The sequence below is a fragment of the Nesterenkonia sp. K-15-9-6 genome, from assembly GCF_052656005.1.
The window spans coordinates 107,297-134,150 of record NZ_JBQYEY010000004.1; the positions used below are offsets into that span (position 1 = coordinate 107,297).

At 66.6% G+C, this 26,854-nt stretch carries 20 protein-coding genes; all 20 read left to right on the forward strand.

Translation table 11 applies throughout. The features are described from left to right. Positions 1-277: 277 nt before the first annotated feature. The 20 genes from SD455_RS03850 (at position 278) to SD455_RS03945 (ending at position 26,783) form a co-directional block, all read left to right on the forward strand. Positions 278-3,229 (forward strand): DUF4040 family protein, encoded by a 2,952-nt coding sequence (locus tag SD455_RS03850; protein ID WP_311023601.1) that lies wholly within the window; start codon positions 278-280, stop codon positions 3,227-3,229. Next, positions 3,226-3,759, forward strand: coding sequence for a sodium:proton antiporter (locus SD455_RS03855; protein WP_311023603.1), 534 nt, complete (start codon positions 3,226-3,228; stop codon positions 3,757-3,759). The genes SD455_RS03850 and SD455_RS03855 overlap by 4 nt, the downstream gene beginning before the upstream one ends. After that, complete coding sequence (locus SD455_RS03860; protein WP_445507294.1) at positions 3,756-5,360, forward strand: monovalent cation/H+ antiporter subunit D family protein; 1,605 nt, start codon at positions 3,756-3,758, stop codon at positions 5,358-5,360. The genes SD455_RS03855 and SD455_RS03860 overlap by 4 nt, the downstream gene beginning before the upstream one ends. Beyond that, positions 5,357-5,797 carry a Na+/H+ antiporter subunit E gene (locus SD455_RS03865; RefSeq protein WP_445507295.1) on the forward strand — a complete coding sequence of 147 codons (441 nt, stop codon included), beginning with the start codon at positions 5,357-5,359 and terminating at the stop codon, positions 5,795-5,797. The genes SD455_RS03860 and SD455_RS03865 overlap by 4 nt, the downstream gene beginning before the upstream one ends. Next, positions 5,794-6,060, forward strand: coding sequence for a monovalent cation/H+ antiporter complex subunit F (locus SD455_RS03870; protein ID WP_445507296.1), 267 nt, complete (start codon positions 5,794-5,796; stop codon positions 6,058-6,060). Before SD455_RS03865 ends, SD455_RS03870 begins: the two co-directional genes overlap by 4 nt. Then, a complete protein-coding gene (locus tag SD455_RS03875) occupies positions 6,060-6,425 on the forward strand; it encodes a cation:proton antiporter (RefSeq protein ID WP_311023608.1) in 366 nt (121 codons plus the stop codon). The genes SD455_RS03870 and SD455_RS03875 overlap by 1 nt, the downstream gene beginning before the upstream one ends. 76 nt (positions 6,426-6,501) lie before the next feature. Then, positions 6,502-7,740, forward strand: coding sequence for a YihY/virulence factor BrkB family protein (locus tag SD455_RS03880; RefSeq protein WP_445507297.1), 1,239 nt, complete (start codon positions 6,502-6,504; stop codon positions 7,738-7,740). 238 nt (positions 7,741-7,978) lie between these two features. Beyond that, on the forward strand, positions 7,979-9,586 hold the full coding sequence (locus tag SD455_RS03885) for a peptide ABC transporter substrate-binding protein (protein ID WP_311023611.1): 1,608 nt from the start codon (positions 7,979-7,981) through the stop codon (positions 9,584-9,586). Positions 9,587-9,794: 208 nt separating this feature from the next. Next, the gene (locus SD455_RS03890; protein ID WP_445507298.1) at positions 9,795-11,459 is read left to right on the forward strand and encodes a peptide ABC transporter substrate-binding protein; all 1,665 of its coding nucleotides are present in this window, start codon (positions 9,795-9,797) and stop codon (positions 11,457-11,459) included. A gap of 25 nt (positions 11,460-11,484) precedes the next feature. Continuing rightward, on the forward strand, positions 11,485-13,071 hold the full coding sequence (locus SD455_RS03895) for a peptide ABC transporter substrate-binding protein (protein ID WP_445507299.1): 1,587 nt from the start codon (positions 11,485-11,487) through the stop codon (positions 13,069-13,071). Between the two features lie 111 nt (positions 13,072-13,182). After that, positions 13,183-14,109 carry an ABC transporter permease gene (locus SD455_RS03900; protein ID WP_445507300.1) on the forward strand — a complete coding sequence of 309 codons (927 nt, stop codon included), beginning with the start codon at positions 13,183-13,185 and terminating at the stop codon, positions 14,107-14,109. Next, the gene (locus SD455_RS03905) at positions 14,102-15,037 is read left to right on the forward strand and encodes an ABC transporter permease (protein WP_311023617.1); all 936 of its coding nucleotides are present in this window, start codon (positions 14,102-14,104) and stop codon (positions 15,035-15,037) included. Before SD455_RS03900 ends, SD455_RS03905 begins: the two co-directional genes overlap by 8 nt. A gap of 17 nt (positions 15,038-15,054) precedes the next feature. Then, the gene (locus SD455_RS03910; RefSeq protein WP_445507301.1) at positions 15,055-16,101 is read left to right on the forward strand and encodes an ABC transporter ATP-binding protein; all 1,047 of its coding nucleotides are present in this window, start codon (positions 15,055-15,057) and stop codon (positions 16,099-16,101) included. After that, positions 16,088-17,143 carry an ABC transporter ATP-binding protein gene (locus SD455_RS03915; RefSeq protein WP_070159288.1) on the forward strand — a complete coding sequence of 352 codons (1,056 nt, stop codon included), beginning with the start codon at positions 16,088-16,090 and terminating at the stop codon, positions 17,141-17,143. Before SD455_RS03910 ends, SD455_RS03915 begins: the two co-directional genes overlap by 14 nt. A 564-nt stretch (positions 17,144-17,707) precedes the next feature. Then, positions 17,708-19,543 carry an ABC transporter substrate-binding protein gene (locus SD455_RS03920; RefSeq protein WP_445507302.1) on the forward strand — a complete coding sequence of 612 codons (1,836 nt, stop codon included), beginning with the start codon at positions 17,708-17,710 and terminating at the stop codon, positions 19,541-19,543. A 131-nt stretch (positions 19,544-19,674) separates the two neighbouring features. Then, complete coding sequence (locus SD455_RS03925; RefSeq protein WP_445507303.1) at positions 19,675-21,198, forward strand: ABC transporter permease subunit; 1,524 nt, start codon at positions 19,675-19,677, stop codon at positions 21,196-21,198. After that, positions 21,195-22,403: an ABC transporter permease gene (locus SD455_RS03930; RefSeq protein WP_445507304.1), complete on the forward strand. Its 1,209-nt coding sequence runs from the start codon at positions 21,195-21,197 to the stop codon at positions 22,401-22,403. Before SD455_RS03925 ends, SD455_RS03930 begins: the two co-directional genes overlap by 4 nt. Beyond that, positions 22,400-24,073 carry an ABC transporter ATP-binding protein gene (locus SD455_RS03935; RefSeq protein ID WP_445507305.1) on the forward strand — a complete coding sequence of 558 codons (1,674 nt, stop codon included), beginning with the start codon at positions 22,400-22,402 and terminating at the stop codon, positions 24,071-24,073. Before SD455_RS03930 ends, SD455_RS03935 begins: the two co-directional genes overlap by 4 nt. A gap of 221 nt (positions 24,074-24,294) precedes the next feature. Then, positions 24,295-26,241: a translational GTPase TypA gene (gene typA, locus SD455_RS03940; protein WP_445507306.1), complete on the forward strand. Its 1,947-nt coding sequence runs from the start codon at positions 24,295-24,297 to the stop codon at positions 26,239-26,241. Beyond that, on the forward strand, positions 26,238-26,783 hold the full coding sequence (locus tag SD455_RS03945) for a hypothetical protein (RefSeq protein WP_445507307.1): 546 nt from the start codon (positions 26,238-26,240) through the stop codon (positions 26,781-26,783). Before typA ends, SD455_RS03945 begins: the two co-directional genes overlap by 4 nt. Positions 26,784-26,854 lie beyond the last annotated feature (71 nt).

Consider the following 26,854-nt stretch of genomic DNA (forward strand, 5'->3'; position numbering starts at 1 on the left):
TGCCGGGAAGACTGGTCGGCGAAGAGCAGATTCTGTGTGCAGAGCGCGTGGTCTGGGACGAGTGGGTGCAGAACCGGTTCGTCACCCGTGCCGGTCCTGCCCACGGACGCTCCCGCACGATGATGACGCCTGGACCGCTGGCGACATGTTCCCCGCACCGACAGGAGGCTCGCACCATGCACCTGCCCCTCTGCACGCCACCCTCCTGCGCACCTCAGGCCCCCTGCGGGTCTGTCGCTGAGCGCAGGCCGGGGCGGATCCGGGCGGTGGGCTGCTGATGACGGTCATGGTGCTGCTGTTCCTCTCGCTGGTCCTCGTGCCGGTCTCCGCGGCCGTGCATCGTGTCCTGGGCCGCGACACCGGGTGGTTCGCCGCTGCCGCTCTCATCGGCCTCGGCGCCGCGGCGCTGCCATGGATCGGTCCGATCGTCGAGGGAGAGGTCCTCGAGGAACACCTGCCGTGGATCCCCACCGTCGACGTCGGGATCTCCCTGCGGCTGGATGGCCTCGGCATGGTCTTCCTGCTGCTGGTGCTGTTCATCGGGGCGCTGGTCATGGCCTACAGTGCCCGGTACTTCTCAGCCCAGAAACGCACCAATGACTACTACATCTGGATGCTGCTGTTCGTCTTTGCGATGAGCGGCATGGTCATGGCTGATGACCTCATCCTGCTGTTCGTCTTCTGGGAGTTCACCACTCTCTGCTCGTTCTTCCTCATCAACCGGTCCGGGGACAAGGCTCCTGCACCGGCGCAGCGGACGCTGCTGATCACCATGGCCGGTGGGCTGGGCCTGCTCACCGCGGTGCTGCTGACCATCGTGGCCACCGGCACCACGCGGATCTCCGAGGCCCTGCAGCATGAGGTCTGGCAGCAGGACGGCGTGTTCACCTCGGTCGTGGCGGTGCTGGTGGTCCTCGCAGCGTTCACCAAATCTGCGCAGTTCCCGTTCCACCTGTGGCTCCCGGACGCCATGGTGGCACCCGCCCCGGTGTCCGCCTACCTGCATGCCGCGGCGATGGTGAAGGCCGGCATCTACCTGCTGCTGCGGTTCTCCCCGGCGTTCGAGGGAGTGGTCATCTGGCAGACCCTGCTCATCGTCTGCGGACTCATCACCGCGCTCATCGGTGCTCTGTTCGCCATGCAGCGGCACGACATCAAAGAGATCATGGCCTACTCCACGGTCAGCCAGCTGGGCTTCCTGGTCACCGTGATCGGCGTCGGGACCCCGACGGCGCTGGCGGCTGCGACGATCCACGTGATCGCCCATGCCCTGTTCAAGTCCTCGCTGTTCATGATGGTGGGCATCATCGAGCATGAGGCGCACTCGCGGGACATCCGCAAGCTCAACGGCCTGCATCGGACGATGCGCGTCTCCGGGGTCATCACGCTGATCGCCTGCCTGTCCATGGCGGGCATCCCGCCGCTGATGGGCTTCGTCTCCAAGGAACACCTGCTGGCCGGCTTCCTCTCCGCCGAGTTCGGCGCCGGTCTCACGTGGCTGATCACCGGGCTGATGGTGCTCGCGGCCGTCGGCACCTTCGCCTACTGTGGTCGCATCGTCCTGGGCTCATTCACCTCCTACACCGGCGCCGGCCGTCAGGACGAGGCGCTGGAGCCCATGCGGCCCGACGCCAGCCACGAGGCTCCGCTGTCGTTCTACCTGCCTGCCCTGCTTCCGGCGGTCGCCGGCCTGATGCTGGGCTTCACGCCGCAGATCTTCGACGGGCTGGTCAGCGCGGCCGCTTCGGCGGCCTCCACGGTGGAGTATGAGGCGCACTTCCTCCTCTGGCACGGGTTCACCGTGGATCTGGCCCTCTCGGCCACAGTCATGGTGGTCGGCGTCGTGCTGGTGCTCTCCAGGACCAGGGTGGACTCACTCATCCCGCGCACCATCCTGCCCTTCACCGGGGTGCAGGTCGTCGAGCGGCTGCGCACCGGCTCCATCGCCTTCGGGCGTCGGGTCGGAGACATCACCCGCACCGATGTGCATGGCCTGCACCTGACCGTGCCCGGCATCCTGCTGGGCGGCATCTTCGTCGCCGGCATCGTGGCCGCCCCGTTCGTGGGAGAGCTGACCCCCGGGCACACGCGGATGACCGACTGGGTGCTGATCGGTCTGCTGGTCGCCTTCCTCATCGGCTCCGTCGTCACCCAGAGCCGCACCGCGGCCGTGGTGCTGGTCGGCGGTGCCGGCTTCGTGGTGGCCGCCTGGTACTTCCTGCTCGGCGCCATCGACGTCGGCATGACGCAGCTGCTGGTGGAGATCCTCACCGTGGTGGTGCTGGTGCTGGTGATGCGCAAGCTCCCCAAGCGCTTCCACGAGGTCTCCCGCACCCGCACCGTGGTCTCGGCCGCCGTCGCCATCGCCTTCGGTGTGATGGCCTTCATCGCAGCCTTCGCTCTGACGGGCCGCCGCGGCCAGTCCCCGGTGGCGGAGTGGTACCTGGAGAACACCTACGAGGAGGCCCAGGCCACCAACATCGTCAACTCGATCCTGGTGGACTTCCGCGCCCTGGACACGTTCGGCGAGCTGACGGTGCTCGGCGTCGCCGGGTTCGCGATCCTGGCACTGCTGAACTCCGCGTTCTCCACCTCGGACAACGCTCCAGCCGCCTCCCGGCTGTGGGTCGGCACCCCGATCTCGAACGCCGAGGACAACACCACGGCGATGCGCATGGTGTTCAACTGGATGGCGCCGTTCATCATCCTGCTCTCGGTGGTGCTGCTGGTCCGCGGCCACTACGAGTCAGGCGGCGGATTCATCGCCGCACTGGTGGCCGGCGGCTTCTTCGCCCTGCGGTACCTGGTGGCGCCGTCGGACTCCGCGGTCAAGCTGCGCTTCGACTACGCGATGGTCATCGTCGGGGGCATCATGACCGGCGCAGCGGTGGGCCTGCTCGGCTTCCTGGAGGGCTCCTACCTGCGGCCGATCATGTGGGACATCCCGCTGCCCTGGGGCGGGGAGTTCACCTTCACCACGGCGCTGATCTTCGACGTCGGCATCTACCTCGCCGTCATCGGTGCGGTCCTGGTGGCGCTGGATCGGCTCGGCCAGGCCCAGCGCTACCCGGCCGAGCTCCTGCGGGCCCACCGCAAGGCCTTCGGCACACCGGAGGGCCAGCCGCACAATTCCGAACATCGCTACGTGGACCCCGGAGATGTGCCCCTCGAGGTGGATCCGACGGCCGGAGAGGATACGACGAGCATGCAGGAGGTGAGCGACCGATGAGCATCGCCATCGCCATCGGGGTCCTGACGGCAGCGGCCGTCTACCTCTTCATGCAGCGCGGCATGGTCAGGATCGTGCTGGGCTTCGTGCTGGCCTCGCATGCGGCGAACCTGCTGCTGTTCTCCGCCGGCAACGTCGCCTACCGCGGTGTGCCCTACATCGGCTCCGGTGAGGTGGGGGAGCAGGCCGACCCGCTGCCCCAGGCCTTCGTGCTGACCGCGATCGTCATCGCCTTCTCCATCACCATGTTCATGGTGACCCTGGCGATCACCACCACCACCGACGACGACACCGAGAACGAGGAGGAGTCGCCGATCATGGTGCTCACCGGCGGCACCGGCGACATCAACGACGCCGGCATGATGCGCCACGACGTCGAGTGCACCGGTGCCGCGGGCGCGGGCACGGGCGGGGCACACGCCAGCCCGCTGAGCCCGGTCCACGACTTCGAGGGCCCGGAGGATCTCCCTGACGTGCTCCCCGGGCACGGCAACGGCGCCCCTGAGCGCGGAGACGGAGGTCCCCGATGAGCGAGACTCTGGCCCCGCTGCTGCCCCTGCTGGTCGGCATCCCGCTGTTCCTGGGCGCCTTGGGGGCGCTGTTCCGGCAGAACAAGCTGGTCCGCCACATCATCAGCCTCGGAACTCTGGCCGCCCTCTTCGCCTTCTCGATCCTCCTGGTCGTGGTCACCCATGACGGCACGGTGATCGCCCACCAGGTGGGGCTGTGGGACTACGGGGTCTCCATCCCCTTCGTGGTCGACGCGCTCTCCGCCCTGGTGCTGATGATCATCTCCATCCTCGGCATCGCCTCGGTGCTGTTCGCGATGGCCACCCACGAGGCTCGCGCCCAGTTCTATCACCCCTTCGTCCTGGTCCTGATGGCCGGCGTCTCCGGGGCGCTGATGACCGGCGACATCTTCAACCTGTTCGTGTTCATCGAGGTCATGCTGCTGCCCTCCTACGGGCTGCTCTCCATGATGGGGGCGAAGCTCGGGGCGCACGGGGCCCGCATCTACGTCTCGGTGAACCTGATGGCCTCCACGCTGCTGCTGGCAGGGGTCGGGCTGGTCTATGCGACCGCCGGCACGGTCAACCTGGCTGAGCTGCACGGTGCGGCCGTGGACGACCCTGCAGTGGCGGTCGGCGGCGGCGTGGTGCTGACCGCGATCGCCATCAAGGCCGCCGTGGTGCCGGTGCACGGCTGGCTGACCCGCACCTACACGTTGACCTCGCCGGCGGTCACCGCGCTGTTCTCCGGCATCCACACCAAGGTCGCCATCTACGCGATCTATCGCATCTACTCGCTCCTCTTCGACGGCGACCAGCGCTTCCTGTGGGTGGCGCTGCTCATCACGAGCCTCACCATGCTCATCGGTGTGCTGGGCGCGATCGGGGAGAAGACGACCCGCTCGATCCTGGTGTTCCACATGATCAGCCAGATCGGCTACATCCTCATCGGCGTGGGGCTGTTCACCATGCTGGGGCTGACCGCGGCGATCTTCTACCTGCTGCACCACATGATCGTGAAGGCCTCGCTGTTCCTCTCCACCGGGGCGATCGAGGAGACCTACGGCACCGGGGAGATCGACAAGCTCGGCGGCATGCTCAAGCGGGAGCCGCTGGTGGCGATCACCTTCATGGTCGCCGCACTGTCCCTGGCGGGCCTGCCGCCGTTCTCCGGGTTCGTCGCGAAGTTCACCATCATCCAGGGGACGCTGGAGCAGTCGCACTACTGGGTGGCGGCCACCGCCGTCGTGGTCTCCGTGTTCACGCTGCTCTCCATGCTGAAGATCTGGACCGGGGTGTTCATGGGCTCCGAGCCGGAGAACCTGGAGAAGCGCGCTCTCATCCACCAGCAGCGCACCCATGGGAGGCGATACCTGCGGGTGGAGGCCCAGGCGGAGACGCCGACGCTGAGCATCGGGCCGCCGACGACCACCACCACGAAGGTCCTGGCCGGTGAGCGTGCGGTGAAGATCCCGCCGAAGCTCATCATCCCGGGGGCCCTGCTGGCCGCGGTCACGCTGTTCTTCGGGCTGGGCGCGGAGCTGCTGATGAGCCTCTCGGCCACGGCGGCGGAGAACCTGTTGAACCCGATCGAGTACGTCAGGGCGGTGAGCGGCGCATGAGCATCCAGAGACTCTCCCGGCAGCCCTGGCCGCTGCGCATTCTGAGCTTCCTGCTCTGGTACGCCAAGGAGTTCCTCCTGGCGAACCTCAAGGTCACCGCAGACGTGCTGCGTCCGCGCCGCAGGATGCGGATGACCCCGGCGATCGTCGCCGTGCCTGCCGCATCCCGCACCGACACCGAGTGGACGCTCATCTCGGCGCTGATCACGCTGACGCCCGGCACGTTGACCATCACCCTGTCCAAGGAGCACGGCATCCTCTACGTGCACGGCATGTTCGTGGACACCCGCGAATCGCTGGTCACCGAGATCCAGGAGATGGAGGACCGTCTGCTGCATGCGACCCGTCGCGACGTCGGCGACCTGACCCGTCCGTTGGAGGCTCCTGTGGTGACCCCGGTGGACGTCGACGAGGACGAGGCAGGTGATCCGCTGTGATCACGGAGATCACTCTGGAGCTGGCCCTCGTCCTGCTCGGCGCGGCCATGCTCGTCGCCGGCGTCCGCGGGTTCCTGGGGCCCCGCACCTCGGACCGCGCGGTCGCCTCGGACCTCATCTTCTTCGCGATGATCGGCTTCATCGCGCTCATCGGCCTGAGGATCGACATCGAGGCCCTGTTCGACATCATCCTCATCGCCACGCTGCTGGGCTTCATGGCCGCCATCTCCATGGCACGACTCGGATCGGGGGGACAGCGCTGATGGATCTGCACATCCTCGACATGAGCGCCCACGTGGTGGGCCTGGTGCTGGTCTTCCTCGGGATCTTCATCATCATGGTCTCGGCGATCAGCCTCTTCAAGCTCCCGGACCTGTACCTGCGGGCCTCGGGCGTGGGCACCTCCGCGGGCCTGGGGGTGGCGACGATCGTGGTCGGCGCACTGCTGGTCGACTTCTCCTGGCTCAACCTCGTCAAGGCCCTCATCGCGGTCATCGCGCAGCTGCTGACCTCAGCGGTGGGGTCCATGGCGATCGCCCGGTCCGGCTACCTCAACAACTCGTTGCCCGCGGCCATCACACACATTGATGAGCTGCGCCTGACGCGGCGAGACGCCACCGCTGACTGACTCCTCGAGCAGATGTACGATCACGAACTCGGCATCACCCGCTGACCTGGGGCGTCTTTGCCGCTAGTGTGGCCCCATGAGCACGGAGTCGCAGCAGGACACCCGGACCTCCGACGACGGCCTGCCCCCGCACCGCGTGCGGCGGACGCAGGAGGAACCCTCCGACGTCGCGGACGAGCAGGCCACCTATGAGGACGGCGCACGGCCCGGCACGGTGGCGGCGGCCGCGGATCAGCCGCATCGTGTCAAGGACCTCCAGCGTCTGGAGTTCGCCGAGTCCGACGACGTCCCGGTCAGGCCTCGCGCCCCGTGGCGGCTGACGGGGTCCACCTGGCGGTACAGCCTGAAACGGACCCTGTCCGAGTTCGGGCGCGACCAGTGCACCGATCTGGCCGCCGGGCTGACCTACTATGCGGTGCTCTCGCTGTTCCCGGCGCTGATCGCCTTCGTCTCGCTGCTCTCGCTGATCGGAGAGGCCCAGCGCACGCAGGACTTCATCCTGGGCACGCTCGACGAGCTCGTGGAGGACGAGTTCATGGAGACGGTGGAGAACATCGTCGGCGTGGTGACCTCGGCGCCCGGGGCGGGGCTGGGTCTGGCGGTCGGCATCCTGGTGGCGATGTGGACGGCGTCGAACTACGTCAATGCCTTCTCCCGCGCCATGAACCGCATCCACCAGGTGGAGGAGGGCCGCTCCATGCTGCAGCTGCGGCCGATCCTGTATTCGGTGACGGTGGGACTGATCGTCCTGGTCGCACTCTCGGCGGTGATGCTGGTGGTCTCGGGGCCGCTGGCGGAGGCGATCGGCAGCACCGTGGGTCTGGGGGAGACGGCCGTAGTGGTCTGGGACTATGCCACCTACCCGGCGCTGCTGCTGGTCGCGGCGGCCTGCATCGGCCTGCTCTACTACGCCACGCCGAACATCCGGCAGCCTGGCCCGCTGTGGATCGCGCCGGGCGCCGTCGTCGCCATCCTGGTGATGGTGCTGGCCACCATGGGCGTCGGCTTCTATATCGGGAACTTCGCGAACTACGAGGCCACCTACGGTGCGCTGACCGGGATCATCATCTTCCTGTTCTGGATCTACATCATGAACGTGGTGCTCCTCCTCGGCGCTGAACTCGACTCTGAGCTGGAGCGGGGCCGGCAGCTGCAGGCCGGCATCGAGGCGGAGCGGACGCTGATGCTCACCCCGCGCGCGGTCAAGGCTGCCGAGAAGGCGGCCGCCAAGCACGAGCGGATGGTGGCCCAGGGCCAGGCTCTGCGGCTCAGCGGTGGCCGGACCGCTGATCCTGACGAGGTCTGGCGACGGTGACCGGATCGTGACCTGCACCACGGCTGATGGTGCAGTCCTGAAACACTTGTGAAAGATTTGCTTGATAGACTCCGATCACCAGGTGACGTACGCAACATCGTGACGCGAAGGCGCGTGGCAGGACGGCGTAGCTCACCGCACCCCTGAGCGGGTCGCCGCACCGACGATCCGCTCGACCGCAGTCGCGGCAGAGTCTGGTCAGGTTCTGCCGCTCGCACCCATGAGGAGAGAATCGCAGATGCGAACACATACGACGTTCAGCCGCGGGGCGGTGGCCGTCTCTGCGGCGGCGGCCCTGACGCTGACTGCATGCGGCGGCAACGGCGGCACCGGCGACGGTGAGGCGGCCGCCGACGGCGGCACCGTGTCGGTCTACAACTGTGAGCCCCAGTTCCTGGTCCCGGGCAACTCGACCGAGGTCTGCGGATCTTGGGTCCTGGAGAACCTGTTCACCGGTCTCACCCAGGTCGACTACGACACCATGGAGGCCGGCCCCGGTGTGGCCGAGAGCTGGGACACTGACGACAACGTCACCTGGACCTTCCACCTCGGGGACGGCTGGACCTTCCACAACGGCGAAGAGATCACCGCCCAGACCTTCGTGGACACCTTCAACTGGGTGGTGGATCCGGACAACGCCCAGCAGAACGAGAACTTCCACAACAAGTTCGTCGGCTATGACGAGGTCGCCGCCGGCGATGCCGAGGAGATGGAAGGCGTCCGTGCCGTGGACGACCACACCCTCGAGCTCGAGCTGACGGAGCCGTTCTCCCCGCTGCCGCTGATGCTCTCCTACACCGGCTTCTACCCGCTGCCGGAGGAGGCCTACGAGGACATCGAGTCCTTCGAGCAGGCGCCGATCGGCAACGGCCGGTACCAGATGGACGGCGCGTGGGTCCACGACGAGGAGATCGCCGTGGAGCGCTTCGAGGACTGGGCCGGCGAGGACCCGGGTCTGCCGCAGCGCATCGAGTGGAAGATCTACGCGGACATCGACACCGCCTACATGGATGTGCAGGCCGGGAACCTGGACATCATGGACACCGTGCCGCCGCATCTGCGCCCCAACATGGAGGCGGACTTCGGCGACAACCAGCACACCTTCGACACCTCCTCCTTCACCTACATGGGCTTCCCGCTCTACCAGGAGGACTTCGAGGATCCGGACGTCCGCCACGCGCTCTCCATGGCGATCGACCGTCAGGAGATCATCGACACCATCCACAATGGGGCGTTCACCCCGGCGTCGAACATCATCCCCCCGATGCTCCCGGAGGCCCGCGAGGACGCCTGCGAGTACTGCGAGTTCGACCCGGAGACCGCCGCGGACCTCTATGAGGAGGCTGGCGGTCCCACGGACATCACGGTGTACTTCAACTCGGGCGCCGGTCACGAGGACTGGGTCGAGGCCATCACCAACCAGTGGCAGCAGCACCTGGGCGTGGAGAGCGTGAGCTTCGAGTCGCTGGACTTCGCCCAGTACCTGGACCTGCACGACAACGAAGAGGTCACCGGCCCGTACCGTCTGGGCTGGGTGCTCTCGTACCCCTCGCCGCAGTACGCGATGGAGCCCATCTACACCACCGGTGTCTCCTCGAACTATGCGCGGTACTCCAACGAGGAGTTCGACGACCTCATCGACCAGGCGAACGGCGCCCTGGAGGAGGACGAGGCGGCCGAGCTCTACCAGCAGGCCGAGGACATCCTGCTGGAGGACATGCCCGTCATCCCGCTGTGGTTCCAGAACTTCGGCGTGGTCCACAGCGAGAACATCGATGGTGACAGCGTCCTGATGGACCCGCGCACCTTCCTGCGCGTCGAGCAGCTCGTCGTCACCGAGGACTGAGCCAGCCACCGCAGCACCCCTGAGGACGCGGCCCGTACCGGCCCAGAAGCCCGTGCGGGCCGCGTCCCATGCCGGGGAGGTGTCCACCCTTCACGCCTCTCCGGCACGACTGCCGCACTGCCGCGGCGTCATCCGCGGCACACCCTGCCCGCCACGCACCGATGACCCCGACCGGGCCGGCCACTAGCCGGACCCAGCGAGGAGCCCCGTGAACAACCCCGAGCCGAACGTTCAGCCGCACCCGACTGCACTGTCCGCCTCCGACCAGCGATCTCAGCCGACGCCGAGTCCAACGCCCGCCCGCGGCCGTCTGTTCGCCGGCGCAGGGCTGAGCACCGCGCTGCTGCTGACCGCCTGTGCCGAGGGAGGCGGCGGCGAAGACGCCTCCGCCGACGGCGGCGAGTTCACTGCCTATACGTGTGAGCCGCAGAGCCTCACGCCCGGCAACACCTCGGAGGTCTGCGGAGCCCGTGTGCTCGAGCAGCTCTTCACCGGTCTCACCGAGATCGACTACGACACCTTCGAGGCCACCGAGGGAGTGGCGGAGTCCTGGGAGTCCGAGGACAACATCACCTGGACCTTCCACCTGCGCGACGACTACGCCTTCCACGACGGTGAGGAGATCGACGCCCACACCTTCGTGGACACCTTCACCTGGACGGCCGACGAGTCCAACGCCCAGGTCAACTCGGAGTTCTACGAGATCATCGCCGGCTATGACGAGCTGCAGGACGACGACGTCGACGAGCTCTCCGGCGTGCGAGCCATTGATGACCACACCCTGGAGATCGAGCTCTCCGACCCCTTCGGTCAGCTTCCTGTTCATCTGGGACTCCTCGGATTCTCGCCGATCCCCTCGGCGGCCTACGAGGACATGGACGCCTTCGAGCAGGCGCCGATCGGCAACGGCCGCTACCGGATGGACGGCGAGTGGGTGCATGACGAGCAGATCGCCGTCACCCGCCACGAGGACTGGCCGGGTGAGGTGCCCGGCAATGCCGAACGCATCGAGTGGAGGATCTACTCCGACGTCGGCACCGCCTATATGGACGTCCAGGCGGGTCAGCTCGACCTGCTGGAGCAGGCTCCGCCGGAGCAGATCCCGAACATGGAGGCCGACTTCGGCGAGAACCAGGGAGCCTTCGAGACCGGGACCTTCACCTATCTGGGCTTCCCGCTGTACCAGGAGGACTTCCAGGACCCGGACGTGCGCCGAGCGCTGTCGATGGCCATCGACCGCGACTCCATCGTGGAGACGATCTTCGACGGCGGCATGCAGCCGGCCCGGTCCATCATCCCTCCCGTGCTGCCCGAGGGTCGCGAGGACGCCTGCGACGCCTGCGAATATGACCCGGAGACAGCCGCAGACCTCTATGAGGCTGCCGGCGGGCCCTCCGAGATGGAGATCTACTACAACTCGGGGGCGGGGCATGACGACTGGGTGGAGGCTGTGACGAATCAGTGGCAGCAGCATCTCGGCATCGAAGACATCACCTTCCGCTCCCTGGACTTCGCCCAGTACCTCGACGATCTCGCGGAGGAGAACGCCTCCGGGCCGTTCCGACTCGGCTGGACGCTGTCCTCGCCGAGCGCTCAGTACGCGATGGAGCCCATCTACTCCACCGGGGCCTCCCGCAACTACGCGGGATACTCCAGCGAGGAGTTCGACTCGCTGATCCAGCAGGCCAATGCGGCCGACGTCGAGGACGCCGAGCCGCTCTACCACGAGGTGGAGGACGTGCTGCTTGAGGATCTGCCGGTGATTCCGCTGTGGTTCAACCAGCAGCACGTGGTCCACACTGACCGCATCACCGACGTCGAGGTCAGCCCGCGAGGGCTGCCGCGCGTCGAGTCCATCACGGTCACCGAGTGACACGCCTGAAGGAGGCGACCACCTGATGAGGACGCATACCGGAGGCTCCCGCCTCGCCGCCGTCGGAGCCGGCGCGGCCCTGCTGCTGACCGCCTGTGGCGACGACGGCGCAGAGACCGCGTCCGCCGAGGACGGCGGAACCTTGAGCATCTACAACTGCGAGCCGCAGAACCTGATGCCGGGGAACAACACCGAGAACTGCGGCTCCCGGGTCCTGGAGCAGCTGTTCACCGGGCTCACCCAGATCGACTACGAGACCTACGAGGCCGTGCCTGCGGTCGCCGAGAGCTGGGAGACCGAGGACCAGACCACCTGGACCTTCCACCTGCGGGACGACTTCACCTTCCACAACGGGGACCCCGTCACCGCGCAGACCTTCGTGGACACCTTCAACTGGGTGGTGGATCCGGACAACGCCCAGGCCGGCGCGACGTTCCATGACAAGTTCGTCGGCTATGACGATGTCGTCGAAGGGGAGGCTCAGGAGATGGAGGGGGTGCGCGCCGTCGACGAGCACACGCTCGAACTGGAGCTGAGCGAGCCGTTCGGCCAGCTGCCTGTCGTGCTGACCTACACGTCGTTCTTCCCCATGCCCGAGGTCGCCTTCGACAATATGGAGGCGTTCCAGAGCTCCCCGATCGGCAACGGCCGCTACCAGATGGACGGCGAGTGGGTCCACGACGTCGAGATCGCCATGGAACGCTACGAGGAGTGGCCGGGGGAGGACCCGGGTGCCCCGCAGCGCATCGAGTGGATGATCTACAACGACGTCGACACCGCCTACACCGATGTGCTCGCCGGGAACCTGGACATCCTCGGTGAGGTTCCCCCGCACCGGATCGCCGGCGTCGAGGACGACTTCGGGGGCAACTGGTCCCAGCACGAGTCCTCACGCTTCGTGTACATGGGCTTCCCGCTGTACCAGGAGGAGTTCGAGGACCCGGACCTTCGTCACGCGATGTCCCTGGCGATCGACCGCGAGGAGATCATCGAGAACATCTTCGACGGCTCCCAGACCCCGGCCCGGTCCATCCTGCCGCCGGTGCTGCCGCAGGGGCGCGACGACGCCTGCGAGCACTGTCACTTCGATCCCGAGGCGGCGGCAGACCTGTACGAGGACGCGGGAGGGCCGTCCGAGCTGACGCTCTACACCGATTCCGGCACCGGACATGATGAGTACGTCGAGGCCATCGGCAATCAGTGGCGGCAGAACCTGGGCATCGAGGAGATCCGCTACGAGTCGCTGGACTTCGCCCAGTACCTGGACCTGCACGAGTCCGAGGGCGTCACGGGCCCGTACCGGCTGGGCTGGCTGCTGGCCTATCCCAGCCCGCAGTACGCGATGGAGCCGCTGTACTCCGCCGGGGCGCCGTCGAACTATTCGGGGTACGCCTCCGAGGAGTTCGATGAGCTCATCGACCAGGCCAACGCGGCCGACGTCGAGGAGGCCGACACGATCTATCAGGAGGCCGAGGACGTGCTTCTGGAGGATCTGCCGGTCATTCCCCTCTGGTTCCAGGACTACTTCATCGTGCACAGCGACCGTGTGACTGATGTGGACATGGATCTGCGCAGCTTCGTGCGTGTCGAGGATGTGACGGTGACCGACTGAGAGACCACCTGACCTTCGCGGCCGAGCCCGGCGTCACGGACCCTTCGCGGTCTGAGACGTCGGGCCTCCGCCTGACAAGCCCTCTGTAAGCGCACCCACCCTAGGACACCAATGACCCGCTACATCATTCGGCGTCTGCTCCAGTTCATCCCGGTACTCCTCATCGCGACCCTGCTGGTCTACGCGATGGTGTTCCTCATGCCGGGAGACCCGATCCGCGCCCTGGCCGGCGACCGGCCCATGAGCGACGCGGTCCGGGAGACGCTTCGTGAGCAGTACAACCTCAACGACCCCTTCCTCGTCCAGTACGGCAAGTACATCTGGGGAGTCTTCACCGCCGCCGACTTCGGCACCACGTTCACCGGGCGTCCCGTGCTGGAGATCATCCAGCAGCGCCTGCCGGTGACGCTGCAGCTGGCCGCCGTCGCCCTGATCATCCAGGCCGTGATCGGCATCATCGCCGGCGCGTTGGCCGCCATCTACCGTGACCGGTTCATCGACCGCCTCGTCCAGGTCTCCACGGTCGTGGTCGTGGCGCTGCCGGTCATAGCCATCGGCTTCCTGCTGCAGCTGGTCTTCGGCCTGAACCTCGGCTGGTTCCCGATCGCTGGGGCCCGCGAGGGGCTGGTCAGCTTCGTCCTGCCTGGGCTCACCATGGCCGCGGTCTCCACTGCGATGGTGGCGCGGCTGCTGCGCGGCGAGCTCATGGACGCCCTGCATTCGGACTATGTGCGCACCGCCACGGCCAAGGGCATGAAGCGGGGCCGCGTCGTGGGACGTCATGCGATGCGCAACTCGCTCATCCCGGTGGTGACGTTCCTCGGCGCCGACCTGGCCACCATGATGGGTGGTTCCATCGTGGTCGAATCGATCTTCAACCTGCCGGGCCTGGGCAATCAGGTGTTCCAGTCCATCCAGGCGCAGGAGGGGACCGTCGTCGTCGGCATCGTGACGCTGTTCGTGATGTTCTTCGTCGTCGTGAACCTCGTCGTCGACCTCCTGTACGGCTTGCTCGACCCTAGGATCCGCTATGAGTGACACTGCACTGCACACCCAGGACCCCTCCCGCGACCCCCACCAGCCCAGCCAGGCTGAGGTGCAGGACGCGAAGCACACCGAAGAGGCCAGCCTCTGGGCCGATGCCTGGCGCACGCTGCGGAAGAACCCCTGGTTCATCGTGGCCGCGGCGCTGCTGGTGGTGCTGCTGACCATGGCGATCTTCCCCCAGCTCTTCACGAACACGGATCCGCGGGAATGCCTGCTGAGCCGCAGCCGTCAGAGCCCGTCGGCCGCGCACTGGTTCGGCACCGACGTCCAGGGCTGCGACTACTACACCCGCGTGGTCTATGGCGCCCGGAACTCCATCGCGATCGGCTTCATCACCACCATCGGCGTGTTCGTCGTCGCGGTGGTCATGGGTCTGCTCGCCGGCTACTTCGGCCGCATGGTGGACACCGTGCTCGCCCGCACGGCGGACATGGTCTTCGCCGTGCCCTACATCCTGGGCGCCCTGGTCTTCCTGAACTCCATCGAGGACCGCGGCGTGACGGAAGTGGCCGGGATCCTGATCTTCTTCACCTGGCCGACCATGATGCGTCTGATGCGAGGCTCGGTGCTCTCGGTGGTCAACAGCGAGTACGTGGTGGCCGCCCGGGCTCTCGGTGCCGGGCATCTGACCATCATGCGTCGGCACATCCTGCCGAACTCGCTGGGTCCTGTCATCGGCTACGCGACGGTGTTCGTCGGGATCATCGTCGGCGCGGAGGCGACGCTGACCTATCTGGGCGTCGGGCTTCAGCTGCCCTCCATCTCCTGGGGCCTGCAGCTGCAGAACGCCCAGCCGTACCTGCAGTCGCATCCGCACCTGATCCTGTTCCCGCTGATCTTCGTGGGGCTGACCGTCTTCGGCTTCATGACGCTCGGTGATGCGGTGCGGGACGCGATCGATCCCAAGGCCAAGAAGTGAGGCAGGAGAGCATGAGCATGGATCAGACACAGCCTGCCACCGGGCAGGCCAAGAACGGCCACGGCCCCCTGCTGGAGGTCAAGGACCTGCAGGTCGAGTTCCGCACCAAAGCGGGAGTCGCCCAGGCCATCAACGGCCTGAACTTCACCCTCAACGCCGGAGAGACCCTGGCGATCCTGGGGGAGTCGGGCTCCGGGAAGTCCGTGACCGCCCAGACGATCATGGGGATCCTGGACATGCCCCCAGGGCACATCGCCGGCGGAGAGATCCGCTACCGCGGCGAGGACCTGCTGACGATGCCGGCCGAGAAGCGGCGGACGCTGCGCGGCGCCAGCATCTCGATGATCTTCCAGGACGCGCTGTCCTCGCTGAACCCGGTGCTGCCGGTCGGCTGGCAGATCGCGGAGATGTTCCGCGTGCACCGGGGGATGAAGCGCAAGGAGGCCCGTCAGAAGTCCATCGAGATGATGCGCCGAGTCGGGATCCCGGCCGCGGAGGAGCGCGTGGGGGACTTCCCCCACCAGTTCTCCGGCGGGATGCGGCAGCGCATCATGATCGCCATGGCCATCGCGCTGGACCCGGACGTGCTGATCGCGGACGAACCCACCACCGCCCTGGACGTGACGGTCCAGGCGCAGGTGATGCGGCTGCTCAAGGAGCTGCAGGTGGAGTACAACATGGGGCTGATCCTCATCACCCATGACCTCGGCGTGGTGGCGGATGTAGCCGACAAGATCGCGGTCATGTATGCCGGCCGCGTCATGGAGACCGCCGACGTCTATGAGATCTACCGGCAGCCGGCCCACCCGTACACGCGCGGCCTGCTGCAGTCGATCCCCCGGGTGGACGGCCAGGAGGACCGTCTGAAGGCCATCCCCGGGCTCCCGCCCATGCTGACCGACATGCCGCCCGGCTGTCCGTTCAACCCCCGCTGCGAGTTCGCCACGGACCGGTGCCGCACCGAGCGGCCCGAGCTGCGTCAGGTGGCCTCGGGCCATACCTCGGCCTGCCACTACGCGGAGAAGATCCACACCCTCGAGGAGGCCCAGAATGAGCCTGTATGACCACAGCCCGGCTGGCCGCCCGGCCGATCCGTTCGCGGACGCAGAGGTGGTCCTGGACGTCGACGGCCTCGTCAAGCACTTCCCCCTGACGCAGGGGATCATCTTCCAGCGGAAGATCGGGGCGGTCAAAGCCGTCGACGGTGTGAGCTTCCAGCTGCGCAAGGGCGAGACCTTGGGCATCGTGGGAGAGTCCGGCTGCGGCAAGTCCACGTTGGCCAAACTCCTGATGCGCCTGGAGGAGCCGGATGAGGGCTCAATCCGCTTCGGCGGAGAGGACTTCCTCGCGGTGAAGGGGGAGGAGCTGCGGAAGCTGCGCCGCAAGATCCAGGTGATCTTCCAGGACCCCTACACCTCGCTGAATCCGCGCATGTCGGTCGGCGACATCATCGGGGAGCCCTTCCGGCTGCACCCCGATGCGAAACCGGCGCAGGGGATCCGGCCTCGGGTGAAGGAGCTGCTGGACCTCGTGGGCCTGAACCCGGACCACATCAACCGCTACCCGCACCAGTTCTCTGGGGGTCAGCGGCAGCGCATCGGCATCGCCCGCGGCCTGGCCCTGAACCCGGAGGTGATCATCTGCGATGAGCCGGTCTCCGCACTGGACGTGTCCGTCCAGGCTCAGGTGATGAACCTGCTGGAGGACCTGCAGTCCGAACTGGGGCTCTCGTACATCTTCATCGCCCATGACCTCTCGGTGGTCCGCCACATCTCCGACCGCGTGGGTGTGATGTATCTGGGCAAGCTGGCGGAGATCGGGACGGAGCAGGAGATCTACCAGGCCCCGGCGCATCCCTACACCCAGGCGCTGCTCTCGGCGGTGCCGGTGCCGGATCCGACACTGCGTGGTCAGCGGGAGCAGATCGTCCTGAAGGGCGATCCGCCGAACCCGGCGAACCCGCCCTCGGGGTGCCGGTTCCGCACCCGGTGCTGGATGGCCACAGACCTGTGTGAGACGCAGGTGCCGGAGCTCATCACCCGGCCGGGCATCACTCAGCAGGCGGCCTGTCACTACGCCAAGGCCAACGAGGATGTGACGGCGTGAGCGCCCTCTCCGGGTGGCATCGGCGTCAGGGTCGGCCTGAAGCTGCCGACCGGTTCGTAACATCCTGACATGTTCAGTCACAGCAGCGGGGCCCCGGAAAACTCTCCGGGGCCCCGCTGCTGTGACGGCGATGTTTCGTCTGCTGATGGGACAAATGTGATGGTGAACACGGGCTGTGCAGGTCCTGGTCATGACCTGGATGCGCAGATCCGCGGAACGACGGGGAATTCTGAAAGATGTCTTGCACGTCAGCTTGGCAGCGGGGTGTTTCGCACATGTTGACGGGGTGGAGTTGACAGTGACGCCCCGCGTCCTATCAGGCCTGTTAGTCCGAAATGTGACTGCAGTAACAATTCGGTCACGTGCCCTGGGGAGGTGCTGGCGAGTGCTGTGGCGCCCGTATTCTGGTGCACACCTTGATCCGGTGTCAGATGCGTCACATCCAGGGTCGCTTCGGGCAGGAACCCCACGGAGCGGCCCCCATCATGTCGGCGTCCCGCCGCGCAGATGGACACACGACGTCTCGACCCCGGTGAACACTCGCATCAGCAGTGAGGAGAAGCTGTGAAGATCAGGAAGCTTTCAGCCGCCGTGGCGATGACCGCCGCCGGCGCGCTCGTGCTCTCGGGGTGCACTCCGGGCGCAGACGAGAACGGAAACGGCAATGGGGAGGACGAGGTCACCAACGGTGCCGACGCCGACCCGGGCGAGGCAGAAGGTCAGCAGTACACGGTCGACCCGACCGACGGATCCAAGGCCGAGCTGCCGGACGACTGGGCGACAGCCGACGATGAGATCCGCGTCTCCATGGGGCCCGACGAGTTCATGAGCTACAACGGCCTCACGCCCGCGACGTACAACGTCTACAACTCGACCATCGTGGCCAGGCTCATCGACAGCTTCTGGTACTACGGCACTGACCTCAGCATCAACCGCAATGAGGACTTCGGGACCTTCGATGTGGTCAATGAGGATCCGTTCACTGTCGAGTACACGATCAACGACGACGTCACCTGGTCCGACGGCACCCCCGTCACCGCCGCCGACTACATCTTCGACTGGGCCACCAACGCCTACGCCGGAGAGGCAGGCTTCGACCCTGTCTCCACCACGCTGGCCGACTACGTCACCCAGGTGCCGGAGGGCGACTGGGACGGCAAGACCTTCACCCTTGAGTTCGATGAGGTCTACGCCGACTGGGAGCTGCTCGTCAGCACGGCGCTGCCGGCCCACATCGTGGCGGACCAGATCGGAGTCTCCCTCGAGGAGCTCATCGAAGCGGTCCGCGACGAAGACATGGACGTGCTTGAGGAGGCCGCCGAGTTCTGGAACGAGGGATGGAACGAAGACCCGGGCACCCTTCCGGATGAGGAGCTCATCCCCTCGAGCGGACCGTTCAAGCTGGCCGACTGGAGCGCCGGTGAGTACGTGACCCTTGAGGCCAACGAGGACTACTGGGGCACCCCGCCTGGCGTCGAACGCCTCGTCTACCAGTTCGTGGACAACGCGCAGCACGTGCAGGCCCTCGAGAACGGTGACCTCCATGTCGCCCGCCCGGCCGAGACGGTCGACACACGCCAGGAGCTGGAGCGCCTCGCTGAGGCTGGCACTCACGTCCTGCACTCCGGAGACGTCGCCACCTGGGAGCACCTGGACTTCCAGTACGGCGAGGGCAGCGCCTTTGGAGAGAACCCGGAGCTGGCCGAGGCCTTCGCACTCTGCATCCCGCGCGAGCAGATCGTGGAGAACCTCATCAAGCCGGTCAACGAGGACGCCGAGGTGCTCAATGCCCGCGAGGTGCTCGCCTTCGAGGACGACTATGACGACTACGTCGCCGACACCTACGACGGCCAGTACGACGAGGTCGACCTGGACCGCGCACAGCAGATCATGGACGAGCACGGAGCCGAGGACGTCCAGATCCGCATCGGTCACAACGCTCAGGAGCGTCGTCACGACACCGTCGAACTGATCCAGGCCTCCTGCGGCGAGGTCGGGTTCGACGTCGTCGATGAGGGCGATGTCGACATCGTGATCGCCGAAGGCGACTGGGACGTGGCCCTCTTCGCCTGGGCCGGTTCCGGCCAGGTCGCTTCGGGCAGGAACATCTACTCCTTCGACGTCGACTCTGACGAGCCGTTCCCTCAGAACTGGAACAACTTCCAGAGCGAAGAGGTCAACGAGGCGTGGGACCGCGTCGCGGCCACGACGGAGTGGGACGAGGAGCGTTGGGAAGCGCTGAAGGATGTCGAGCGGGGCCTGTGGGAAGGCCTGCACGGCATGCCGCTCTACGTGCACCCGGGTCTTTCCGGATCCGACGCCACGATCCAGAACGTGCGCCACACGGCCGCTCAGACCCAGCTGGTGTGGAACGCGGAGCAGTGGCAGCGGTCGGAGTGATCTGATCACCTGACCTGCAAGGCACTGCAACGGGATCCCATCCCCGATCGTCGGTGGGGTCTGGCAGATCACCCTCTGCTGGACCCCACCGGCGTATTCTGCAGCTCGTCCCGGAAGGCAACCCCTCAACCGTGCTGACATACATCCTCAAGCGCCTGGCGAGCACCGTGCTCGTGCTCTTCGGCGCCTCCTTCGTCTGCTTCGTCCTGGTGATCAACTCGGGAGACCCCCTCTACGATCTTCGGGAGTCCACGCAGGACAACGTCGAGTACCTCATTCAGGAGCGCATCGAACGTATGGGGCTCGACCAACCGTGGTACGTCCGATACTGGGACTGGCTCTCCGGCGTCCTCGGCTGCTTCCGCGGTGCCTGTGACTTCGGCGTCACGAGCCAGGGACAGGACGTGACCGTGCTGATCCTCCAGGCGGCCGAATCCTCCCTCCGGCTGATCCTCATCGCCACGATCGCCGCCATGATCCTGGGCATCCTGATCGGAATCATCTCCGCGATCCGCCAGTACTCGCTCTTCGACTACCTCACCAGCTTCCTGGTGTTTCTCTTCTTCTCGCTCCCGGTGTTCTGGGCAGCTGTCCTCGGCAAGGAATGGCTGGCCATCCGCTACAACAACTGGATGGCGGATCCGCACTTCACCTGGCCCACGACCTTGGCCCTCGCCGCTGCCCTGGCAGTCGCCGTCCCGATGATCATCGGAGGACCGCCGATCCGGCGCGTGGTCACCGCAGGGATCATGTTTGCGTTCACCTGCCTGGTCCTGCCGTGGATGGACGCCGTGAGCTTCATGCATCGGCCGCGGCTCGGCCCGGTCCTGATCATCGGCCTGGGGCTGATGCTGGCCGTCGGACTCACGGCCCTTATCGCCGGCCTCCGGAACCGCCGGGTGCTGTACTCGGCCCTCGCCGTCGTCGGAGTCGGAGCGGTCGCCTACTACGTCACTTGGGGCATCCTTCAGGAGCCTCCGGGAGGGTGGCTGTTCCTGTTGGCGATGCTGGCGCTCACGGTCGTGACTTGTGTTCTGCTGGGCCGTCTCCTGGGCGGGTACGCCAAGGGCCAGGCTGTCGCGGTCTCGGTACTGACGGGAGTGCTCATGTCTGCGCTCATCGTCCTGGACCACTTCATGTACAACTGGCCTGCCCTGCTCAGTGCGAAGCCTCGCCCGGTGCGCACCATCGGATCCAGCACGCCCAATCTCGATGCAGGATTCTGGGTGACGTCGCTGGATCAGCTGACACAGCTCTGGATCCCGTCGATGCTGATGATGTTGGTGTCTCTGGCCACCTATACGCGCTATACGCGCAGCTCCATGCTGGAGGTCGCCCGTCAGGACTACATCCGTACGGCGCGGGCCAAGGGCGTGAACGAGAGGACGGTGATCCTCAAACACGCGTTCCGGAACTCGATGATCCCGCTGGCCACGATCGTTGCCTTCGACTTCGCGGGGGTCATCAGCGGCGCAATCATCGTGGAACGGGTCTTCGGCTGGCAGGCCATGGGCACCTTGTTCATCGAGGGACTCGGGCGGGTGGACCCTGCCCCAGTCATGGCCGTCATCATCTTCACTGGATTTGTCGCCGTGATGTTCAACCTGCTGGCTGACATCATGTACGGCCTCCTCGACCCAAGGATCCGCGTATGAACACGAGAGAGACCAACTCCCCGGGGGACGAGGAGCCTCGTCCCGACCACCAGGCCGCCGATCACGATGCTCGCATGGGCGAGCAGATGGTGGACCTCACCGAGGTCGAGGACGCCAAGCTGGCTCGCAAGGAGCACTCCTACTCCCAAGGGCAGCTCGTCCGCCGTCGCTTCTTCTCCCACAGGCCGGCCGTGATCTCACTGGTCGTCCTAGGGGCGACGGCGATCCTCGCCTTCAGTTCCATCGGCTTCGCGGGGATCCCCGGCTGGTGGGACAAGCACTACATGTCCACCGGCAGCATCATTGACGGTGGACGCCCGATGATTCTCCAGGACGGCAACATCCTCGGAGAGCACCCGTTCGGGCAGGAGAACGTCGGACGTGATTACTTCGCCATGGTCATGCGTGGCACGCAGCAGTCCCTCACCATCGCCTTCGTGGTGGCGATCGTCTCCAGCCTCATCGGAATCCTGGTGGGCGCACTGGCGGGATACTTTCGAGGTCGCCTGGAGGCGGTGCTCATGCGGATCACGGACTTCGTGATCGTCGTGCCGCTGGTGGTCATCGCCGCCATCCTCGGCCAGGTGGTCAGCGGTCTGCCGGGCGGAGTCGTCCCGCTGGCCGTCGTGTTGGGCACCGTGACGTGGACAGGCATGGCCCGGCTGGTGCGGGCCGAGGTCCTCACGCTGCGGGAGAAGGAGTTCGTGGCCGCGGCCATCGCCATGGGAGGCTCACCAGCCAGGATCATCCTCAAGCACATGCTGCCGAACAGCATCGGCGTCATCATCGTCAATGCGACGTTCTCCATCGCGGCGGCGATCCTTCTGGAGACGTCGCTGTCCTATCTCGGCATGGGTGTGCAGCGTCCAGACGTCTCACTGGGCCTGCTGATCCAGCAGTACGAAAGTGCGTTCACCGTGCGCCCGTGGCTCTTCTGGTTCCCCGGAATCTTCATCATCGTCATCGCGATGTGCGTCAACTTCATCGGAGACGGCCTCAGGGACGCGTTCGACCCGCGTCAGCAACGCGTGGGAGACCGTCGCCCGACACTGCTCTCCGCCCTCGGACTCACCGGGATGCAGCGTGCTCTCCGGGCTCGCACGGAAGGCGCACGTCAGGCGGCCGGCGGCCCGGGCAGTGAGCGGGTTCCTGCCGGAGCCCAGGATCCGCGGGGCAACCCCATGCAGTGGAGGAGGAAGAAGTGAGCGAGCCCATCCTGAGCTATCAGGACATCAGAGTCAGCTTCGCCACGGAGTTCGGCACGGTCGACGCCGTCAAGGGTGTGAGCTTCGACGTCATGCCCGGTGAGGTGGTCGCCGTCGTCGGGGAGTCCGGATCGGGGAAATCCGTCACGTCATCCACGGCGATGGGCCTGCTCGCGGAGAACGCCTCCGTCCAAGGCACGGTGCTGCTCGATGGCAAGGACATCACCAGCATGTCGGCCTCCCAGCTGCGTGAAGTCCGTGGCAATGACATCTCCATGGTCTTCCAAGAACCCATGACGGCGCTCAACCCCGTGCTGCGGGTCTCGGACCAGCTGGTTGAGGCGCTCCAGGTCCATGGGAAAGCCTTTGGCAAGGACGCCCTGAACCGTGCGATCGAACTGCTGGAGCACGTCGGGATCGAGAACGCGCAGCGGCGGGTGAAGCAGTACCCACATCAGTTCTCCGGTGGCCAGCGGCAGCGCATCGTGATCGCCATGGCGATCGCCTGCGGACCGAAGGTCATCATCGCGGATGAGCCGACTACCGCGCTCGACGTCACCGTGCAGGCGGAGATCCTGGACCTGCTTCGACGGCTGAAGGACGAGTTGAACACCGGCATTGTGCTCATCACTCACAACATGGGGGTGGTGGCCGATATGGCTGACCGCGTCGTGGTCATGTTCCACGGGGAAGTGGTGGAGCATGGCACGGCCGAGGAGATCCTCATGCGGCCCCAACACCCGTATACGCAGCGGCTGCTCGACGCCATGCCGCACCTCGGCGAGCACGCCGTGGACGTCAGCGAGACCCCCGCGGAACCCGGTGCGACGGAGCCTGAATACGCGCTGCAGGGCAAGGACCTCGCCTTGGCGTATAAGTTCCGGGGGAAGTCGACTCGAGTGGTCGAGGGAGTGAGCTTCGGGGTCCAGCCTGGTGAGATTCTCGGTCTCGTCGGTGAGTCGGGCTCCGGCAAGTCCACCGTGGCCAAAGCGGTGCTGGGGCTGCTGGATGTGGAGGAGGGCGAGCTGCTGGTCCGCGGCCAAGACCTGCCCCGCCTGCCGCGGAAGCAACGCAAAGCATTGCGCCGCGAGATCGGCGTCGTCTTCCAAGACCCTGCGGCGTCCTTGGATCCACGGTTCCCGATCGGCGACATCATCACGGAGCCGATGGTGATCCATCAAGTGGGCACACCCCAGGAACGCACCCGGCGGGCTGAGGAGCTTCTGGAGGCGGTCAAGCTTCCGACCAGCGTGATCAACCGCTACCCGCATGAGCTCTCCGGAGGTCAGCGTCAACGCATCAGCATCGCCCGGGCGATGGCGCTGAGCCCGTCGATCCTGATCGCCGACGAGCCCACCTCCGCCCTCGACGTCTCCGTGCAGGCACGGGTGCTCGAGATGTTCGCCGAGCTGCAGGAGCAGTTCTCCTTCGCCTGCCTGTTCGTGACGCATGACCTCGCGGTGGTGGACCAGCTGGCCGACCAGATCCTCGTCATGCAGAACGGACGAGTCGTGGAACAGGGGACCAAGGACCAGATCCTGCGGGCGCCCCGGGAGGACTACACCCGGCGTCTCTTGGCCGCCGCGCCCGTCCCGGACCCGGTGACCCAGGCCGAACGTCGCGCCGCACGGCTCCGTCTGCTCGCCGACCAGGGGAAGCTGCCCGGCTGACCTGCGACCGTGCCGGTCCATGGACCGGCGGCCCGGTGGGACAGGGTGCGACCACCGGGCCGCCTCCGCGTTCCTGACGCTGCGGTGTCGTCGGGGCGGCGATCGACGCCGCACCGGCGGTTTGCACCGGGGCAGTACACTGGATCGGGTGCCTGCGCCGCTCAGCGGCGGTGCGGCGCCCGATCCACACCTCTTTCTACTCCGGAAGGCGCTGCCCCGACATGACCACTGCTGCCGTACGCGCACAAGCAGGCACTGACGAGCGTCAGGACCTGCGCAACGTCGCGATCGTCGCCCACGTCGACCACGGCAAGACCACCCTGGTCGACGCCATGCTGCGTCAGACCAAGGCCGTCGGTGGCCATGGCGACCTCGAGGACCGAGTCATGGACTCCGGGGACCTCGAGAAGGAGAAGGGCATCACGATCCTGGCCAAGAACACCACCGTGTTCTACTCCGGTCCCGCCGCGGCAGAGCACGCCGGCGCCGACCAGGTCACCATCAACGTCATCGACACCCCCGGCCACGCCGACTTCGGCGGTGAGGTCGAGCGCGGGCTGTCCATGGTCGACGGCGTCGTGCTGCTCGTCGACGCCTCCGAGGGCCCGCTGCCGCAGACCCGCTTCGTGCTGCGCAAGGCGCTCAACGCCCAGCTGCCCGTCATCCTGGTGGTCAACAAGACAGACCGACCGGACGCGCGCATCGAGGGCGTCGTCTCCGACACCATGGATCTGCTGCTGGGGCTGGCCTCCGACGTCGCCGAGGAGAACCCCGACCTGGACCTGGACTCCGTGCTGGACGTCCCCGTCGTCTACGCCTCCGGCAAGGCCGGCCGGGCTGCCACCGAGCAGCCCGCCGACGGAGGTCTCCCGGAGAACGAGGACCTGGAGCCGCTGTTCTCCACCATCCTGGAGCACGTCCCCGCTCCGCGCTACGACGCCGACGAGGTCCTCCAGGCACACGTCACCAACCTCGACGCTTCGCCGTTCCTGGGCCGTCTGGCGCTGCTGCGCATCTTCAACGGCACTCTGCGGAAGAACCAGCAGGTCGCCTGGGCGCGCAAGGACGGTTCGGTCAAGACCGTCAAGATCACTGAGCTGCTGGCCACCAAGGGGCTGGAGCGGGTCTCCGCCGAGTCCGCCGGGCCCGGCGAGATCGTCGCGGTCGCCGGCATCGAGGACATCATGATCGGCGAGACCCTCACCGACCTCGAGTCTCCGAAGCCGCTGCCGAACATCATCGTGGACGATCCGGCGATCTCCATGACCGTCGGCATCAACACCTCCCCGATGGCCGGCCGGGTCAAGGGCGCGAAGGTCACCGCCCGTCAGGTCAAGGACCGCCTCGACAAGGAGCTCATCGGCAACGTCTCCATCAAGGTGCTCCCCACGGAGCGCCCGGACACCTGGGAGGTCCAGGGCCGCGGCGAGCTGGCTCTGGCCATCCTGGTGGAGCAGATGCGCCGCGAGGGCTTCGAGCTCACCGTGGGCAAGCCGCAGGTCGTCACTCGGGAGATCGACGGAGTCCTCCAAGAGCCGATGGAGAACATGACCATCGACGCCCCCGAGGAGTACATGGGCGCGATCACCCAGCTCATGGCCGCCCGCAAGGGCACCATGACCACGATGACGAACAACGGCACCGGCTGGATCCGCATGGAGGTCATGGTCCCGGCCCGCGGGCTCATCGGCTTCCGCACCAAGTTCCTCACCGAGACCCGCGGCGCGGGCATCGCCTCCTCCTACGCGGCCGGCTATGAGCCCTGGAAGGGCGAGATCGAGTACCGGATCTCCGGCTCCTTGGTGGCGGATCGTGCCGGATCGGCCACCCCGTTCGCCATGATCAACCTCCAGGAGCGCGGCACCTTCTTCGTGGAGCCACAGTCCGAGGTCTATGAGGGCCAGGTGGTGGGGGAGAACTCCCGCAACGAGGACATGGAGGTCAACATCACCAAGGAGAAGAAGCTGACCAACATGCGTGCCGCCAGCGCTGACAGCTTCGAGGGCCTGACCCCGCCGGTCAAGCTCACCCTGGAGGAGTCCCTCGAGTTCGCCAACGACGATGAGTGCGTGGAGGTCACCCCGGAGGCCATCCGCATCCGCAAGGTCACCCTCAACGCCTCGGACCGGCTGAAGGAATCCCGGAAGAAGAAGAGCGCGGCCCAGTGACCACCCCTCCCCAGCAGCACGGAGCCCCGCACGGCGCGACCCCGGAACCCGTCGCCCCGGGGCGACGGGTCGCGCGCGACCGCCCGCGGAACCGCCCCGTGCTGATGGGGATCTGCTTCTCCGCAGGGGCCGTCGTCGGGGTGCTGGGCACCGCGGTGCACGGCAACCTGTGGATGCTGGGCGAGACCCACAGCGGGTTCGTGGTCCCCTGGGGGGCGGCGGTGGCGCTCCTGCTGTGCCTGCTCGCCCAGCTCTGGGCCGGTCTGCGGGCCGACTCGCTGCTGGAGCCGACCGTCATGGGCATCACGACCTTCACCGTGGCCACCGTCGCCTACCTCTGGCCGGGTCCTGATCAGCTCATGGTGCCCTACAGCGCCGAGGCGATGGAGCTGCTGCCCGGGCCGACGATCGCCTCGCTGATCTGGTGGCTGGGCAGCGCGGGCATCACTCTGGTGTCCATGGTGCTGGTGAAGTGGATCCTCGCCCGTGACGCCGCCGTCGCCCGCTCTCGCCCGAAGCCGGGCGAGGGCTTCCTCATGTGACGTACGGACCGACGCCCGCTGGGACATCCGTCGCCCTGGATCGCTAGACTGGAGTCCACCGGCACGCCACG

Coding starts and splice junctions, on each gene's coding strand:
- SD455_RS03910 (WP_445507301.1), top strand. CDS start 15,055: ATGGATCAGACACAGCCTGCCACCGGGCAGGCCAAGAACGGCCACGGC.
- SD455_RS03915 (WP_070159288.1), top strand. CDS start 16,088: ATGAGCCTGTATGACCACAGCCCGGCTGGCCGCCCGGCCGATCCGTTC.
- SD455_RS03855 (WP_311023603.1), top strand. CDS start 3,226: ATGAGCATCGCCATCGCCATCGGGGTCCTGACGGCAGCGGCCGTCTAC.
- SD455_RS03875 (WP_311023608.1), top strand. CDS start 6,060: ATGGATCTGCACATCCTCGACATGAGCGCCCACGTGGTGGGCCTGGTG.
- SD455_RS03895 (WP_445507299.1), top strand. CDS start 11,485: ATGAGGACGCATACCGGAGGCTCCCGCCTCGCCGCCGTCGGAGCCGGC.
- SD455_RS03900 (WP_445507300.1), top strand. CDS start 13,183: ATGACCCGCTACATCATTCGGCGTCTGCTCCAGTTCATCCCGGTACTC.
- SD455_RS03930 (WP_445507304.1), top strand. CDS start 21,195: ATGAACACGAGAGAGACCAACTCCCCGGGGGACGAGGAGCCTCGTCCC.
- SD455_RS03885 (WP_311023611.1), top strand. CDS start 7,979: ATGCGAACACATACGACGTTCAGCCGCGGGGCGGTGGCCGTCTCTGCG.
- SD455_RS03860 (WP_445507294.1), top strand. CDS start 3,756: ATGAGCGAGACTCTGGCCCCGCTGCTGCCCCTGCTGGTCGGCATCCCG.
- typA (WP_445507306.1), top strand. CDS start 24,295: ATGACCACTGCTGCCGTACGCGCACAAGCAGGCACTGACGAGCGTCAG.
- SD455_RS03865 (WP_445507295.1), top strand. CDS start 5,357: ATGAGCATCCAGAGACTCTCCCGGCAGCCCTGGCCGCTGCGCATTCTG.
- SD455_RS03905 (WP_311023617.1), top strand. CDS start 14,102: ATGAGTGACACTGCACTGCACACCCAGGACCCCTCCCGCGACCCCCAC.
- SD455_RS03880 (WP_445507297.1), top strand. CDS start 6,502: ATGAGCACGGAGTCGCAGCAGGACACCCGGACCTCCGACGACGGCCTG.
- SD455_RS03850 (WP_311023601.1), top strand. CDS start 278: ATGACGGTCATGGTGCTGCTGTTCCTCTCGCTGGTCCTCGTGCCGGTC.